This is a genomic window from Thalassovita mangrovi, assembly GCF_009857745.1.
GTDB lineage: Bacteria > Pseudomonadota > Alphaproteobacteria > Rhodobacterales > Rhodobacteraceae > Thalassobius > Thalassobius mangrovi.
The window spans coordinates 123,146-138,367 of sequence record NZ_WWEN01000004.1 but is presented as its reverse complement, the minus strand read 5'-3'; the positions used below and the strand labels follow the sequence as shown (position 1 = coordinate 138,367).

The window sequence follows — 15,222 nt, the reverse complement described above, 5'->3', positions numbered from 1 at the left end:
TCTTTCACTCCGCAGCGATGGCCTGGGGTTTCGGCTTGGGCTTGGCGCCGTGTTCGTATTCCTCAAGGAAATCCAACACTTCCTGCCGGTAGGCGTAGTAATCGGGATGTTCGAGAAGCGCCTTGCGGGTCCGCGGGCGCGGCAGATCGACCGATGTGATCTTGCCAATCGTGGCTTGCGGCCCGTTGGTCATCATCACCACCCGGTCGGCCAGCAGGATCGCCTCGTCCACGTCATGGGTGACACAAATCGCGGTGACCTTGGTGCGCGACCACACTTCCATCAGCACTTCCTGCAATTCCCAGCGCGTCAGGCTGTCGAGCATCCCGAACGGTTCGTCGAGCAGCAGAAGTTTCGGGCTGAGCGCGAAGGCCCGCGCGATGCCGACCCGCTGCTTCATGCCGTTCGACAGTTCGGTGGCGGATTTATCCATCGCATCGGCCAGCCCGACCCGTTCGAGGTAATATTCCACTACGTCCTGGCGTTCGGCCTGGCTTGCCATCGGGTAGACCTTGTCGACGCCGATGGCGACGTTTTCCTTGGCGGTCAGCCACGGGAACAGGTTGGGCGACTGGAACACCACCGCGCGTTCGGGATCGGCACCTTCGACATGGCGGCCGTCAAGCTTGATCGCGCCCTTGGAAATATCGTTCAGCCCCGCGGCCATGGTCAGCACCGTGGACTTGCCGCAACCCGAATGGCCGATCAGCGAAATGAATTCGCCGCGATCGATTTTCAGGTCGAAATCTTCCACCACTGTCAGCGGCCCCTTCGGGGTCGGGTAGATCTTGTGCAGCTGGGAAAAATCGAGGAAGCGGTTTTCGATCAGGCCCTTTTGCGCGTCCTGCACCGCGGCAGGCACGCCATGGATCGGGGTCACATCGGGCAGCAAGCGGGTGCCTTCGACCTTCGCCTCAATCCCCACATCCATCAGGTAGCTGGTCACCTCGCCGCGCAGGCGCTTGAAATCCTCGTCATGGTTCATCTCGGTACGATCGCGCGGGCGCGGGATGGAGACGGTGAATTCCTTCCCGAGGGTCCCGTCCGGGTTCAGCGCGATGATCCGATCGGCGAGGATGATCGCCTCGTCGACGTCGTTGGTGATCAGGACGCAGGTTTTCTTGTCGGCTTCCCAGATATGTTCAATCTCATCGGCCAGGTTGGCGCGTGTCAGCGCGTCGAGCGCCGACAGCGGCTCATCGAGCAGAAGCATTTCGGGGTTCATCGCCAGCGCGCGGGCGACATTGACCCGTTGCCGCATTCCCCCCGACAGTTCCGCCGGGCGGCGGGCGGCGGCGTGGCTCAGCCCCACCATGTCGACGTAATGGGCGACCTTTTCCGCTTTTTCCGCCTTGCTCATCCCGGGGAAGACCGCATCGACGGCAAGACCCACATTGCCGGCCACCGTCAGCCACGGCATCAGCGAATAATTCTGGAAAATCACCCCGCGTTCCGGGCCGGGACCGGTGATCGGCTGCCCCTTGAAGGTGACCTTGCCGCGGCTGGGCTGATCCAGCCCGGCCATCAGGTTGATCAGCGTCGTCTTGCCGGTGCCGGAAAATCCCAGCAGCACCAGGAATTCGCCTTCGGCCACTTCCAGATCGATGCCCTTCAGCACCTGGGTGGCATGGGTGCCCTCGCCGAAGGATTTGGAAACGTTTTCGAACTTAAGAATACTCATGGCAATCACCGGTTATTCGAGAAAGTGAAAAGCGATTGCAGCGCGTACATCACCCGATCGAGCAGGAAGCCGATGATCCCGATGGTGAAGACCGCCACCATGATCTTGGCCAGCGAACTGGACGATCCATTCTGGAATTCATCCCAGACGAATTTTCCGAGCCCCGGGTTCTGCGCCAGCATTTCGGCGGCGATCAGGACCATCCAACCAACGCCCAGGGAAAGACGCAGCCCGGTGAAAATTAGCGGCAGGGCCGACGGCAGCACCAGTTTGACGATCTTGGTATAGGTGTTCATTTTCAACACCTTGGACACGTTCACCAGATCCTTGTCGATCGACGCCACACCAAGCGCAGTGTTGATCAGCGTCGGCCACAGCGAACACAGAGTCACGGTGATCGCCGAAATCAGGAAGGACTTCGAAAACAACCCGTCCTGGGTGACGTAGACAGCGGACACCACCATGGTCACGATCGGCAGCCAGGCCAGCGGCGACACCGGCTTGAAGATCTGGATCAGCGGGTTCAGCGCCGCGTTGGCATAGGGCGACAGGCCCGCCATGATGCCCAGCGGCACCGCCACCAGCGTTGCCAGAAGGAAGCCGAAGAAAACCGTCTTGATCGAGGTCCATATCTGTTCGTAGTAGCTCGGCGCACCGGTATAGGCGACCTGCTTGACCTCATCGGCGCGGCCCGCGTCGATCAGTTTCTGGTTGCGCTTTTCTACCATAGCCTCGAACTTTTCGCGCTTCACGGCCTTGGCTTGCGCGTCTTTATGCAGGTTCACCACCTCCTCCCAGACTTGCGCCGGACCGGGCACCGCACCAAGCGATGTCTGCACCTTGGGCGCCAGCGCCCCCCACAGAACGAGAAATGCGAGAATGGCCAGCAGCGGCACCGCCAGAAGGCGCCAGATCTCTTTGATCTGAGCTTTCGGGTTGTCCCCTGCCACGGCCTTGAGCACTGGGGTGATCCAGGCAAGGCCCAGAACCTGGAACCATTTGTCGGCGGCGTTGATACGGGTGAACAGCCGGGCGCGACGGGCCTCGCGGGCGGCATTCTCGGTGAAGTTCGGATCGACGGTGGTCATGGGCGTCTCCGGATGGTTGGCTCGGGTCCCGGGAAGATCGCCCGGGACGGGCAATTGCATTCAGGGTGCGCGCCCCGGACTGGGCCCGGAACGCGCGCGGGGAATTAACCGCGCACCTCGGTGCCGACGACGACCTGGTCGCCTTTCAGGCCAATCGGCAGGCTTTCGAGGTAAGCGTTGGGCTGACGACCGTCATAGGGGATGGCGTCGATGATATCGGCGGCCGGGGTCGGCGCCTTGTAGCCATCGCTGTCCCAGGGGAAGTCGGCTTCGTTGGCCAGCCCCTCGTCGACCAGCAAGCGGGCCGCTTCGAGGTAAATCTCGGGCTTGTAGACCGATTTGGCGACCTCGTCGTACCAGCTGTCCGGCTTGGGTTCGGCGATCTGCCCCCAGCGGCGCATCTGGGTCAGGTACCAGACCGCGTCGGAATAATAGGGGTAGGTCGCGTTGTGACGGAAGAACACGTTGAAATCGGGGATGTCACGTTTGTCGCCTTTTTCGAACTCGAAGAACCCGGTCATCGAGTTGGCAATTACCTCGGCATCGGCGCCTACATATTCCGGGCGGCTGAGGATTTCGACCGCCTCGGGGCGGTTGGCGTTATCATTTTCATCCAGCCACATGGCGGCGCGGATCAGCGCCTTGGTCACGGCCAGCGTGGTGTTGGGGTTCGCCTCGGCGAAGTCGGCGGAGATGCCGAACACCTTTTCGGGGTTGTTCTTCCACAGCTGGTAATCGGTGATCACCGGCACGCCGATGCCCTTGAACACCGCCTGCTGGTTCCACGGTTCCCCAACGCAGTAGCCATAGATCGTGCCAGCCTCCAGCGTCGCGGGCATCTGCGGCGGCGGCGTCACCGACAGGAACACGTCGGCATTGATCTGGCCGGTCACGTTTTCGGGGCTGTAATAGCCCGGGTTCAGCCCGCCAGCGGCCAGCCAGTAGCGCAGTTCGTAATTATGGGTCGAAACCGGGAACACCATACCCATGTTGAAGGGCTTGCCCTCAGCCTTATATTCCTCGACCACCGGGGCCAGCGCAGAAGCCGAAATCGGGTGTTGTGGGCGACCGTCCTCCATCTTGGGGATATGCGGCAGCATCTTTTCCCAGACATCGTTCGACACGGTGATGCCATTGCCGTTCAGGTCCATTGAAAACGGCGTGATGATATGCGCCTCGGTGCCGAAACCGATGGTGGCGGCCAGCGGTTGACCGGCCAGCATATGCGCGCCGTCCAATTGCCCGCCGATCACACCGTCAAGCAGCACTTTCCAGTTCGCTTGCGCTTCCAACGTGACGAACAGCCCTTCGTCAAGGAAGTACCCCTGTTCATAGGCCACGGCGAGGGGAGCCATGTCGGTCAGTTTGATAAAGCCGAAGGTCAGTTCGTCTTTTTCCAGTTCCAATTCGGCAAGCGCGGGGCTTACCAATGCTGTCGAGGCGACGAGGCCGAGGAGGAGCTTTTTCATTATCGTTCCTTTCCGATGCGCCCGGTTGCTTCGAAAAGGTCCGGGCAAACGCAAAAATGGCCGCTGCACATCCCACCGGCATCCGGTGGTGCGCGAGCGACCTTGCTCAGGTTTTCCCTGTCATTGGGAGAATTCTGTCCGACCCACCCCGTTGCAGGTCGATGACTTATCTATGCCGCAGCGCAGCTAATCTCGTCAGTAAAAAAATCAGGTTTTCAGGAGCAGTTTTGATGAAACGGCTCTTTCACAGGAAGATATTGCACAAATAACAATCAATCAGACTGCATTGGCTCAAAAACAGAGCCGTCAAAGAACATGTCGGGCAATAGACTCATCCGGCCTTTCTCCGACGCCACAGCAGTTGGATGACGAATCGCGCCCTCAAGTTTTTCGGATGCGCCCGGCAAATCGGCTTCGGTGCCGCCAAGATGACGGCGGTAAAGATCAGTGCGAAATACCTGCTCGGCGGCCAGCTGCGCGGTGTCCGAACTCAGGTTATTGGCAAGACTCAGCCGGTGCGCGATCCACTTCGCCTGGCTGCGCCAAGGGAAGGTCGCCGCTCCGCGATGGAAGCCGACAAAATCGGTGACGCCCCGCTGCTCGGCCTGGCCCGAGATCGTGAATCTGCCGCTCAGCGCGCGGTCGATCAGTTCCGAAGGCACATCCAGATAGGCTGGGCGCGACAGGATTTCGCTGGTCGTGGTACGGCTTTCCTCCTGGGACAACCAGCGGCCGGCCTTCCACACCGCGCGCATCAGTCGCCTTAAAAGGTGTGGTTCGGTTTCCGCCCACTCGGTGCGCACCGCCAGCACCTTTTCCGGCGCGAAAGCCCAGATCGCCTTGCCCGGCAGCAACAGGGCCCCTGCCCCACGATCCACCGCAACCGATCCCCAGGGTTCGCCGACGCAGAAAGCGTCGATATCGCCCTCGGCCAGCGCCTGTGCCATCAACGGCGGTGGCACGGTACGCACCTCGATTCGGCAATCCTTCAGATCGGTCCCCTCGAACCAGTAGCGCAACAGTTCCACATGCATGGAAAACGGGAACGGGACACCAAAGACCAGCGTACCATCTGCGACCTTTGCCAGCGCATCGGCCGCCTTGGCGGCATCGGCGAAATCGAAATCAAATGCGATCTCGCGCAAGCGGTCCTCCAGCGCGCGGCTGACGCCGATGATGTCGCCATTCACCGACAGCACCGAGACGGCCGAGATCGGCGTCTGAACGCCACCCAGCCCCATCGCCATCGCAACCGGCATTGGTGACAGAAGATGCGCCGCGTCGACCCGGCCAAAAGCCAGCATGTCGCGCACCGACGACCACGACGGCGCGGCAATCAGGTCCAGCGCAATACCTTCGGTTTCGGCGAAGCCCATTTCCTGCGCGATGATCAAGGGAGCCGCATCGACAAGCGGCATATAAGCGACGGGCAGCGAAACCGTTCTCATCGCAGCAACCCCGACGCGGTAACCAGCGCCTCGGCGACCTCGGCCACCCGGCGCCCCTGATCCATCGCGGTTTTACGCAGCAGGGCATAAGCGGCGTCTTCGTCGATGCCCTTGGCCTTCATCAGCAATCCCTTCGCACGATCTATCACTTTGCGTTCTTCCAGCGCGCGGCGGGTTTCGGCCAGTTCCGTGCGCATCTGGCGAACCATGCGGAATCGAGCGATCGCGGTATCCATCACCGGTTTCAGCCGTTCCGGCTGCAACCCGTCGACGACATAAGCTGACACCCCTGCCTCGACCGCGGCCTGCGCCAGCCCGCCTGCCGCACCGGACACGAACATCGCCACCGGCCGCTCCAGAGGACCAGAGGCCAGGGTCAATTCCTCCAGTATATCGCGCGTGGGATTGTCGATATCTATCAGCACGACGTCCGGCGAATAGGCCGCGATCTTGCGCGCCAAGCCGGCAATGGGGCCCACGACATGCACATCGTGGTTGCCGCTTTCCTTCAACGCCTCGACGATGGCGATCGCCCGGTCGCGGTCTTCCTCAATGACGACAATTGTGAGTTTCGAGTCCATGACGGATTGCATGGCCATAATTTGCGCAGCAGGCAAGTGAAAGCGTGTGGCGCCGCAGATCGCGAGTTCACCCGTGTCATGTTATCGGCAAGGCGACGCATCTTTAAGCAGTTTATTGGGTGAAGAAATATCCACTCATCACCGCCCGGTCAGCCGAACACATAAGCCATCATTCAGCCAGAGCCGCCCCTTCTTTGGTTGCCTCAGGTTCCTGCACATAGCTGCCATTGATCCAGGCCGCAGCGAACGGTCATTCCCAGCCCGTTCTTGTCGTTCATATCGTCCCCGGGATGTTACATGGTCACGAGCACGAAGGGCGGAGAGCCAACCTTCGCCGCGCATCGCATGAATGACCAGGATGGCGCGGACACGGGAGGTCTGTCGCCTGCGCTATTGGGGTCCAAATACGGCAACGAACAGAACCGCATCATCATACGTGCGTGTCCACATCACTGATGTCCTCGTCCTTGAGGCCCGAAGCCGTCAGCGCATAGCTTTTGTCGATCCACCGCTTCAAGGAGTTAGTGCAATACACTTGCGAAACCAAAGCGAACTTTCTAAGGTTCTTTCGCGCAAGCGAAAAAATAGCTTATCTACGGCTCGGAACGTCGAAACTTTGGGGCAGTATCAAATACACCATGGATGCAAAAGAATTCGATAGGCTTGGAAACATTGTCTCGAGCAAAAATTGGGATGCGTATGACGGCGTGAGGCCTGATGGCAAGACAATGCTGGACATTATTATCGAGCTTGTCTCCCCAATGAGTTCACCGGAGCGCAAAATAACTTCAGATCTTCTGGAGAATTACTTAGTCATTAAGGACTACAGTTATATCATAATTGAACTGCTTAAGGAGATTACAGAGCGGTCAAAAGGTCGCGCAATAGCTATTTCGGCCGTTAAAGATTATACGGCCACAAAGGTAAAAAGCGGCGCTGCGCTAACCTTCGACATGAATAGTAGCATTCATTACTTTGATGGAACTAAATTTACCTTTTGCGAAGACCCCAAAAGCGATCGATTTCAGAATTTTGACGGCTTCAAGGTGCTAGTTGACGATTTCATTGGTACGGGCAATCAGTTTCTAGATATGAGCAAACACCTTGAAGAATCCGGTTTCAAAAAGGAAGTTGACCTCGTTGCTACTATTGCGATCCAGCAAGAAGGAAAATTAAACTTAGAAAAAAATGGCTTCAGTGTCTTTTCTGTGCATGAGAGGCCAAAATCCATTCAGGCGCTCATAGCTCTTAGCGGCCGCCCAGCTCAAGAAGTATACGAAATCTACGATGGAATAGAGCTTAGGGTCGGCTGCCACGACGATTACAAGCGTGGTTATGGGCAGTCGGAAGCAACGGTGTCTTTAAAGAAGACACCGAACAACACCCTTCCAATATTTTGGTTTCAAGGAAAGAAAAAATGGCCCGCACCGTTCCCTCGCCCGCGAAGTTGAAAAGGACAAGGCTCGACATGTTGCGGTCAGTCTACTATCGACAAGAGCTGCCGCGTAGTGTGTTCGCAATCGGTGCATCTTGGGTGCAGGCAGAATTCACTTCTCTGATCCAATCAAAGCTGATTGTCGTGGAGGATGAAGAATACGTGCTTACAGATGTAGGCTTCGCAGCGCTCAAGAAGTTGGCTGGTGGCCGCGTACCAAGCATGATACGCATGGATAGATCGATTTTCACAATGAGGAAAGACAAGGGAAAGTTCATAGTTGATCGCTCTCTAGCGAAGGAGCTCTTTCGTGAGGTTAGTACTGACGGTTGACGCTAGTCGACTGTCGGAGTCGCGAGTCGCGTCTCTTAGATCGGACCTAGTACGAGCCATCGCCTTCGCGATGCTTCGCAGGAGCAAAGAACCGCGAAGGCGATGTCGTCCTTACGTCCTCCATCTGAAATTAATCCAGATTAATTTCAGTGATTTTGGTAACCACGAGAGCGGTCTACTATGAGCTTACTGTCTGACAATTTTGAGTTTGGTGGAAAAATTGGAATTGCCGAGAGGGAGGCGGTGGAGAAATACGCCCAGCGCCTCATTGATAAAGGGCTTCCTGTCATTTTTTCACCGGAACACCTTTCGCATATCACAAATATTAGGCTTGAAGCGCTTTATGCGATGTCTAATAGTCAGGAGAGCTATTACAGAAGCTTTGATATACCAAAGAAGTCTGGTGGCCGCAGGAGAATCGATGCTCCGCTTCCCTCTCTTGCCTTTCTTCAGCGATGGACTTTAGATAATATTCTAAACTCGGTGCCGCTCCACGCTTCAGCAAAGGCCTATCGGAAGGGGAATTCGATCTTTGACAATGCTCGCTTTCACAGAAAGCAAAGAGTTGTCCTAAAGGTTGATGTGAAAAATTTCTTTGGCTCAATTGAAGAGCACTCTGCATTCCTCATCTTTAAAGGTCTTGGATACTCGAAGCGACTCTCTAAGCTTCTTTCGATGACTGCAAGTTTGCACGGCTCCCTTCCCCAAGGCGCGCCGACGAGTGGTGCGCTTGCCAACATTTATATGAAAACATTTGATGATGCTGTCTTTAATGCATGTAAAGAGAGCAAAGTTAGATACACAAGGTACGCAGATGATCTTACATTCTCCGGCAGTGATTTCGACACCGACGCTCAAATTAGGCTGGTAGATAAGCAGCTTTCAAAAATTGGTCTATCTGTCAATGCAAGAAAGACACGTGTTCTGCTACCACACGTCCGCCAAGATGTTACTGGTCTTGTTGTCAACGAGAAGATTTCGGTGCCGCAGGATTATCGCCGGAGGCTACGTCAGGAATGTTATTTTATTCAGAAGTTTGGAATTCATGGGCACGCCAGGGAAGTGAATGCTGCGAACCCAAGAGTTCGACTTGAAGAAGTGATAGGAATGCTGTCCTACGTAAAGTCAATTCATAAGAATGAGCCGTATTGGAGTGACGCCCATTCAAGAATGCTTGAAATACGGGCGTCGTTCTTTTAGCGAGATCAGTTCAAGTTTTTGGAACCTTCCCGCGATCAATCAACCTCAACTCCAGAATCCGTGGCGTAACAAGTCGAGAAGATACGGAGGAGCGAAGGCGTTTCTCATAGGCGCAGATCATGTCACAGCGCCATGTTTAATAGCAGTTCAGGGTTGGGGCCGGTCAAGCCCCGCACTAGGTTTGAATGTCCGCAGAGGGCCGGAAGCGCCATTCAGCCCCGCTCAGTGACCTCGCCTTTTCAAATGCGGTAACCAGCGCATTGCTGCCTCTGGCACATGCTGCAGCGAAGGGCGGCTTCAAGCCCTTTGTGGAAGATTCTGCAAGTTGTTTGAACGGCTGCTATGTCCGCGTCACCTTTGACCGCCTATTGGATGCCTATGGCAAAGAATACGTGGCGCATAATGCTTCCGTCCCTATCGGTGCTTCCGTTCAATAGTTCAAATGATCGCCAGTTCCCCCACGCGATGCTTATCGATAGCGGTGCCGGTGTTCACGCCTGTGGCAGGCGCCAGCAGAACCACCTCGCAGGTTTCTGTGAGCGCGACGGGGCAATGCTCGACGCCATGCGGGACGACGATAAACTCGCCTGCTTCGATCACCTCCTCACGGTCACGGAACCGCATCAGAAGTCGCCCGTCATGGACAAGAAAAAGCTCATCGTCATGTTCGTGGAAATGCCAGGTGGAGGCTCCTTCAAGTTTCGCGAGCTTGATTTGCATGTTGTTCACCTGACCGACGACACGCGGCGACCAGGTTTCCGAAAGCGTAGTAAAGGCCGCATCGAGCCCTTTCTTTCCAAAGGGCGACAGATGCCCGTTGAGATTGGCAACATCCCGAAGAATAGCGGTGAGTTGGGCTTCCAGTCCTCTGCCGTCGGCCGGGTATTCCTCGTCCAGCGCAGCCGTGCCGATGGTGAATCCGGCCGCTCCGGCCCCGTGAACGGCGGCGATGCGATCCTTATCCGCGATGGAACCCGCGACGATAACAGGCTTGCCTGCGGCGTCGCAGACTGCCTCGATCAACTCAGGCACGTTCTGATCCGGTGAACGATAGGCGAGTAGATCAAGGCCATGCACGCCATTCCGGGAGGCAAGATCCCGTGCGTTCGCTACGATCTCCTCGATGGTGCCTTCCAGCACACTCGGATGCCCGGTGATTTTTCCAGGGAAGGGGTAATATTCGAGCCCGCTGCCCGCCAGCACCGGCAGAACATCATCGACACGCGTGCCGCCGAGAAGGATATCCACACCTATCTCGACCGCCGCGCGTGCCGATGCAACTTCGCTATCCCGATCGAGCGAGACGACTTCGAGATAGGACGTAGCCCCCTTGGCCTGAATCGCCTTGTTCAGCGCTCTCAACTCCTCGACCGGCAGACCGACATCCTTGAATCCGATGTGGCGCACGCCCAGTGACAGCGCCGTTTCCAGGTGCGTCATGGCATCGGTGACGGTCTTGTCGTTTCGGGTGAGCATGAAAATGAAACGCAGACCCATCAGGCGGCCTCCTCTGAGTTGTTGCGTATCGTAGCAAGCTTGCGCACGTTGTCGATGGCAACGGACCTGTTCCCAATCATCGTTTGGTAAGCAGTCACCTACACCGCAGACCGAACAAGATTCGCAACAGCCATCAAATTATCCAACATTAGACCCAACAACGGGCCCAACAAGGCGTTTCAACCATCCATTAAGTATCTAATTTAATTGAAAAAGGGCAGTGGCGGAGGAGGTGGGATTCGAACCCACGGTAGACTTTCACCTACGTCGGTTTTCAAGACCGGTGCATTCAACCACTCTGCCACTCCTCCGGTCCGACCGGCTTAAACGGGTCGCAATGATTCTGAAAGGCCCCTCTCGAAACGCCGCGGCGAGGGAAAATCCGCCGATCCGGCTCCTGTTACTTTCCTTGTTGCCCACATGGGGTTAAGCTGCGCCCGAGGTGTTCGCCCCGGACCGCGAATAACAGACCGGACAACCGGCATCAGGTCCGCCGGGCGCAGAACAAAGGCGAGAGACAGATATGTTCTTCACGGCAGATCGACAGGGGAAATTCTTGTATATCAAACAGGGGCTTGTGGTGGCCGGCCTGGCCTTCGGGCTGAGCGGCTGCGTCGATGGCGGCGATTTCAGCCTGTTCCAGAAAAAAGCGCAGGACGGGACCGAAACCGCCCCTGCCCGTTCGGTCAAGCTGATCGAGCGCGACATCGAAGCCCCCGACGTGTTCCAGAAATCCGAGGCCGGTCTGTGGGACGGGCGGCCGTCGCTGGGCGGCGTCTGGGTGGCGCATCCCGACGTGACCGATCCCGAGCGGGTGATCATCCGCAACGAGGCCAACGGCAAATTCGTCATCGGCGCGCTGTTCCGCCGCGAACGCGAAATTCCCGGGCCGCGCTTCCAGGTGTCGTCCGACGCGGCCACCGCGCTTGGCATGCTGGCGGGCAAGCCGGTGGAGCTGAACGTCACCGCGCTGCGCCGCGAAGAGGTGGCCGAGGACCCCGAACCCGCCCCCGACAGCAGCGCCGAGGCGATGGCCGCACCCACCGAAATCGAAGCCACGCCGCTTGACCCGGTCAGCGCCGCCAGCGCCGCGATCGACAAGGCCGAGGCCGAAGCCGCCCCCGACGTGGTGCTGAAGCCTGAACCGAAACCCGAACCGAAGCCGGCCGCCAAGGTATCGAAGCTCGACAAGCCCTATCTGCAGATCGGCATCTTCTCGGTCGAAGCCAACGCCCAGAGCGCCGCGGCGATGATGGAACGCGCGGGCATGATCCCGACGGTCAAGACATCGAGCCTGAAGGGCAAGACCTATTGGCGCGTTCTGGTCGGCCCGGCGACGAGCAAATCCGAACGCAGCGCATTGCTGGACAAGATCAAGGCGAGCGGCTTCACCGACGCCTATGCCGTGCGCAACTGACGAAAGGACCCGCATGTTTCGCATGATCCGAACCGCGCTGGCCGCCGTTCTGGCCAGCCTGATCCTGACACTGCCGGTTTCGGCCTTCGACACCAAGGCCCGTTCGGCCTATATCGTCGATCTGAACACCGGCACGGTTCTGTTGAACAAGGATGCCGACACACCGCTGCCGCCCGCCTCAATGTCGAAGCTGATGACGCTTTACATCGCCTTCGAGGCGCTGCGCGACGGGCGGCTGAACCTGGATGAAACGCTGCCGGTTTCGGAACACGCGATGAGCTATGGCGGATCGACCATGTTCCTCGACACCACCGACCGGGTGCGGGTCGAGGACCTGTTGCGCGGCATCATCGTGCTGTCGGGCAACGACGCCTGCGTGGTAATCGCCGAGGCGCTGTCGCCGGACGGGACCGAGGCCGGGTTCGCCCGCTACATGACCCAGCGGGCGCAGAAGATGGGGATGACCAATTCCACCTTCGCCAACGCCAACGGCTGGCCCGCCGCCGGGCACCGGATGTCGACCCGCGACCTGGCGCTGCTGGCGTCCCACCTGATCCAGGATTTCCCGCAATATTACCCGCTGTTTTCCGAACGCGAATTCGCCTTCGACGGCCGCGCGCCGCAAAACGTGCATAACCGCAACCCGCTGCTGGGGCTGAATATCGGCGCCGACGGGCTAAAGACCGGCCACACCGAAGAGGCCGGATACGGCCTGGTCGGGTCGGCCAAGCAGGGCGACCGTCGCATCGTCTTCGTGATTTCCGGCCTCGACAGCGCCCGCGCCCGGGCCGAGGAATCCGAGGCCATCGTCAACTGGGCCTTTCGCCAATTCGTGCTGCGCCCGATCGCCAAGGCCGGAACCGTGATCGCCGAGGCCGATGTCTGGATGGGCAGCGCACCGCGCGTCGGGCTGACCCCGGCCGAGGACCTGTCCGCGCTGATGCCCGCCCTGGGCGGTGACGCGGTGGAGGCCGAGGTGGTTTTCATGGGCCCGATCGAGGCACCGATCGCCAAGGGCCAGGAAATCGGTCAACTGATCCTGAAACCCGAAGGGCTGGACGAAACCTCCTTCCCGCTGGTCGCCGATCGTGACGTCGCGGCGGGTGGTTTCGTGACCCGGATCAAAACAGCGGCGATCACGCTGCTGCACCAGCTGGCGCAAGGCCCCGAGGGCGCCTCTTGAGCACCACCGGCACTTTCATCAGTTTCGAAGGCATCGACGGGTCTGGGAAATCCACTCAGGCCCGCTTGCTTGCCGAGGCGCTGCGCGCGCGCGGCCATGACGTGGTATTGACCCGCGAACCGGGCGGATCGCCGGGGGCCGAGGAAATCCGCGCGCTGGTTCTGCAGGGCGATCCCGACCGTTGGTCGGCGGAAACCGAAATCCTGCTGTTCACCGCAGCGCGGCGCGATCATTTGGAACGCACCATCCAGCCCGCTCTGGACGCGGGCAAGATCGTCATCTGCGACCGTTTCGCCGACAGCACCCGGATGTATCAGGGGCTGAGCCGCGGCGATCTGCGCGAAGACGTGGACAAGCTGCACGCGCTGATGATCGGGCGCGAACCCGACGTGACGGTGCTGATCGACATGGAAGCGAAATGCGCTCTCAGTCGGAGTTTGGAGCGGCTGGCTCAGCCGAAGCCTATTTCCCCCCCCGATGTGAATGAGGAAACATTAATGAGTTTCTCACATTCGCAGCCTGTCCCCAGATCGAAAGAGAAGACTAATCTTCTGGAGGCAAACACTAACGTGCTCTCAAGCAATTTCCAAAACGAAGACCGTTTCGAATCTTTCGGCCTTTCGCTGCAGGAAAAAATGCGCGACGGTTTCCTTGCCTTGGCCGCCGAATTCCCCGATCGTTTCCTGACCATCGACGGCGGCCGCGATATCGACGCCGTCGCGGCGGATGTGTTGCAACAGGTCGAGGACCGGCTCTGACATGGCCGATGAACTGCTTCCCGAACCCGATCGCGTCGAAGGCGCGCCGCACCCGCGCGAAACCAAGCAGCTATACGGTCAACACAAGGCCGAGGCCGCATTCCTGGACGCGTTCAATTCCGGCCGGTTGCATCACGGCTGGCTGATCACCGGGCCCAAGGGTGTCGGCAAGGCGACGCTGGCCTGGCATATCGCGCGCTTCCTGCTGGCGACGCCGATGGATCAAGGCGGCGGGCTGTTCGGCGAACCGCAAAAGCCCGACAGCCTGGCGATCCCCGCCGACCACCCGGTCGAACACCGGCTGCAGGCGCTGTCGGAACCGGGCCTGTTCCTGCTGCGTCGCGGCCCCAACGACAAGGGCGACAAGCTCGCCAATGAAATCCTCGTCGGCGAGGTGCGCAAGCTGAAGAACTTCTTCGGCCTCTCCGCTGCCGATGGCGGCCGCCGGGTGGTGATCGTGGACGCCGCCGACGAAATGAACGTCTCGGCCGCCAACGCTTTGCTGAAAGTGCTGGAAGAACCGCCCGCCAACACCACGCTGCTGCTGGTCTGCCATCAACCCTCGCGGCTGCTGCCGACGATCCGGTCGCGCTGCCGCGAATTGCGTCTGGCACCGCTGGCCCCCGAAGACATGGCCGCCGCGCTGCAACAGGCGGGCGTCACCGACATCCCCAACCCCGAAGCGCTGGCCGAACTGTCCGCCGGATCGGTGGGCGAGGCTTTGCGCCTGCTGAACCTGAATGGCTTGGACATCTACCAGGACCTGATCGGGCTTTACGACACCCTGCCCCGGCTCGACCGCTCCCGCGCTTTGGCGCTGGCCGAAGCGGCCACCGCGCGCGGTGCCGAAACCCGGCTCGACCTGCTGTTCGGGCTCAACGAGCTGCTGATGGCGCGGCTGGCGCGCACCGGCGCCGTCGGCGCGCCCCCTGCCCGCGAAGCCGCCAAGGGCGAAGCGGCGCTGCTGAGCCGCCTGTCGCCCAATCCGCACAAAGGCCGGGCATGGGCCGACCTGGCGCAGGAGATCGGCGCGCGAACCCGCCACGGCCGGGCGGTGAACCTTGACCCTGCCGCGCTCATCCTAGATACGGTTTTCAAGATCCAGAAAACCGCCGCGGCCTGACAAGAGCCC

At 59.2% G+C, this 15,222-nt stretch carries 13 protein-coding genes and 1 tRNA gene; 7 read left to right on the top strand and 7 right to left on the bottom strand.

Annotated elements, in window-relative coordinates:
* Window positions 1-4: 4 nt before the first annotated feature.
* The 5 genes from GR167_RS10920 to GR167_RS10900 all read right to left on the bottom strand — a co-directional run bounded on the left by GR167_RS10920 (window position 5) and on the right by GR167_RS10900 (window position 6,267).
* Window positions 5-1,681 carry an ABC transporter ATP-binding protein gene (locus GR167_RS10920; RefSeq protein WP_160973525.1) on the bottom strand — a complete coding sequence of 559 codons (1,677 nt, stop codon included), beginning with the start codon at window positions 1,679-1,681 and terminating at the stop codon, window positions 5-7.
* 5 nt (window positions 1,682-1,686) lie between these two features.
* Window positions 1,687-2,769 carry an ABC transporter permease gene (locus tag GR167_RS10915; RefSeq protein ID WP_160973524.1) on the bottom strand — a complete coding sequence of 361 codons (1,083 nt, stop codon included), beginning with the start codon at window positions 2,767-2,769 and terminating at the stop codon, window positions 1,687-1,689.
* 104 nt (window positions 2,770-2,873) lie between these two features.
* Window positions 2,874-4,238 carry a CmpA/NrtA family ABC transporter substrate-binding protein gene (locus tag GR167_RS10910; protein ID WP_160973523.1) on the bottom strand — a complete coding sequence of 455 codons (1,365 nt, stop codon included), beginning with the start codon at window positions 4,236-4,238 and terminating at the stop codon, window positions 2,874-2,876.
* Window positions 4,239-4,510: 272 nt separating this feature from the next.
* A complete protein-coding gene (locus tag GR167_RS10905; RefSeq protein ID WP_160973522.1) occupies window positions 4,511-5,686 on the bottom strand; it encodes an ABC transporter substrate-binding protein in 1,176 nt (391 codons plus the stop codon).
* On the bottom strand, window positions 5,683-6,267 hold the full coding sequence (locus GR167_RS10900) for an ANTAR domain-containing response regulator (protein WP_160973521.1): 585 nt from the start codon (window positions 6,265-6,267) through the stop codon (window positions 5,683-5,685). Before GR167_RS10900 ends, GR167_RS10905 begins: the two co-directional genes overlap by 4 nt.
* A 638-nt stretch (window positions 6,268-6,905) precedes the next feature.
* On the opposite strand from GR167_RS10900, the gene GR167_RS10895 reads away from it, so the two are divergent.
* The 3 genes from GR167_RS10895 to GR167_RS10885 all read left to right on the top strand — a co-directional run bounded on the left by GR167_RS10895 (window position 6,906) and on the right by GR167_RS10885 (window position 9,235).
* Window positions 6,906-7,718 (top strand): phosphoribosyltransferase, encoded by an 813-nt coding sequence (locus GR167_RS10895; protein WP_160973520.1) that lies wholly within the window; start codon window positions 6,906-6,908, stop codon window positions 7,716-7,718.
* Window positions 7,685-8,035 carry a hypothetical protein gene (locus GR167_RS10890; RefSeq protein ID WP_160973519.1) on the top strand — a complete coding sequence of 117 codons (351 nt, stop codon included), beginning with the start codon at window positions 7,685-7,687 and terminating at the stop codon, window positions 8,033-8,035. The genes GR167_RS10895 and GR167_RS10890 overlap by 34 nt, the downstream gene beginning before the upstream one ends.
* Before the next feature lie 180 nt (window positions 8,036-8,215).
* Window positions 8,216-9,235 carry a reverse transcriptase domain-containing protein gene (locus GR167_RS10885; protein WP_160973518.1) on the top strand — a complete coding sequence of 340 codons (1,020 nt, stop codon included), beginning with the start codon at window positions 8,216-8,218 and terminating at the stop codon, window positions 9,233-9,235.
* 438 nt (window positions 9,236-9,673) lie between these two features.
* Here the strand turns inward: GR167_RS10885 and GR167_RS10880 are convergent, their stop codons facing one another.
* Both GR167_RS10880 and GR167_RS10875 read right to left on the bottom strand, forming a co-directional pair.
* On the bottom strand, window positions 9,674-10,732 hold the full coding sequence (locus tag GR167_RS10880; protein WP_160973517.1) for a cupin domain-containing protein: 1,059 nt from the start codon (window positions 10,730-10,732) through the stop codon (window positions 9,674-9,676).
* Window positions 10,733-10,953: 221 nt separating this feature from the next.
* A tRNA-Ser gene (locus GR167_RS10875) sits at window positions 10,954-11,043 on the bottom strand.
* 212 nt (window positions 11,044-11,255) lie between these two features.
* Here GR167_RS10875 and GR167_RS10870 point away from each other — a divergent pair.
* From GR167_RS10870 to GR167_RS10850, 4 genes are read left to right on the top strand one after another with little or no spacing between them, the layout of a single operon-like run.
* A complete protein-coding gene (locus GR167_RS10870) occupies window positions 11,256-12,149 on the top strand; it encodes an SPOR domain-containing protein (RefSeq protein WP_160973516.1) in 894 nt (297 codons plus the stop codon).
* A 22-nt stretch (window positions 12,150-12,171) separates the two neighbouring features.
* Window positions 12,172-13,332 carry a D-alanyl-D-alanine carboxypeptidase family protein gene (locus GR167_RS10865; RefSeq protein ID WP_235915923.1) on the top strand — a complete coding sequence of 387 codons (1,161 nt, stop codon included), beginning with the start codon at window positions 12,172-12,174 and terminating at the stop codon, window positions 13,330-13,332.
* Complete coding sequence (gene tmk / locus GR167_RS20265; RefSeq protein ID WP_235915922.1) at window positions 13,329-14,090, top strand: dTMP kinase; 762 nt, start codon at window positions 13,329-13,331, stop codon at window positions 14,088-14,090. Before GR167_RS10865 ends, tmk begins: the two co-directional genes overlap by 4 nt.
* 1 nt (window position 14,091) lies before the next feature.
* Window positions 14,092-15,213, top strand: coding sequence for a DNA polymerase III subunit delta' (locus GR167_RS10850; RefSeq protein WP_160973514.1), 1,122 nt, complete (start codon window positions 14,092-14,094; stop codon window positions 15,211-15,213).
* The last annotated feature ends 9 nt before the right edge of the window (window positions 15,214-15,222 follow it).

Bases quoted from the DNA above. Each gene is read 5' to 3' on its own strand.
- GR167_RS10920 (WP_160973525.1), bottom strand. From the start codon at position 1,681: ATGAGTATTCTTAAGTTCGAAAACGTTTCCAAATCCTTCGGCGAGGGC.
- GR167_RS10915 (WP_160973524.1), bottom strand. From the start codon at position 2,769: ATGACCACCGTCGATCCGAACTTCACCGAGAATGCCGCCCGCGAGGCC.
- GR167_RS10910 (WP_160973523.1), bottom strand. From the start codon at position 4,238: ATGAAAAAGCTCCTCCTCGGCCTCGTCGCCTCGACAGCATTGGTAAGC.
- GR167_RS10905 (WP_160973522.1), bottom strand. From the start codon at position 5,686: ATGAGAACGGTTTCGCTGCCCGTCGCTTATATGCCGCTTGTCGATGCG.
- GR167_RS10900 (WP_160973521.1), bottom strand. From the start codon at position 6,267: ATGGACTCGAAACTCACAATTGTCGTCATTGAGGAAGACCGCGACCGG.
- GR167_RS10895 (WP_160973520.1), top strand. From the start codon at position 6,906: ATGGATGCAAAAGAATTCGATAGGCTTGGAAACATTGTCTCGAGCAAA.
- GR167_RS10890 (WP_160973519.1), top strand. From the start codon at position 7,685: ATGGCCCGCACCGTTCCCTCGCCCGCGAAGTTGAAAAGGACAAGGCTC.
- GR167_RS10885 (WP_160973518.1), top strand. From the start codon at position 8,216: ATGAGCTTACTGTCTGACAATTTTGAGTTTGGTGGAAAAATTGGAATT.
- GR167_RS10880 (WP_160973517.1), bottom strand. From the start codon at position 10,732: ATGGGTCTGCGTTTCATTTTCATGCTCACCCGAAACGACAAGACCGTC.
- GR167_RS10870 (WP_160973516.1), top strand. From the start codon at position 11,256: ATGTTCTTCACGGCAGATCGACAGGGGAAATTCTTGTATATCAAACAG.
- GR167_RS10865 (WP_235915923.1), top strand. From the start codon at position 12,172: ATGATCCGAACCGCGCTGGCCGCCGTTCTGGCCAGCCTGATCCTGACA.
- GR167_RS10850 (WP_160973514.1), top strand. From the start codon at position 14,092: ATGGCCGATGAACTGCTTCCCGAACCCGATCGCGTCGAAGGCGCGCCG.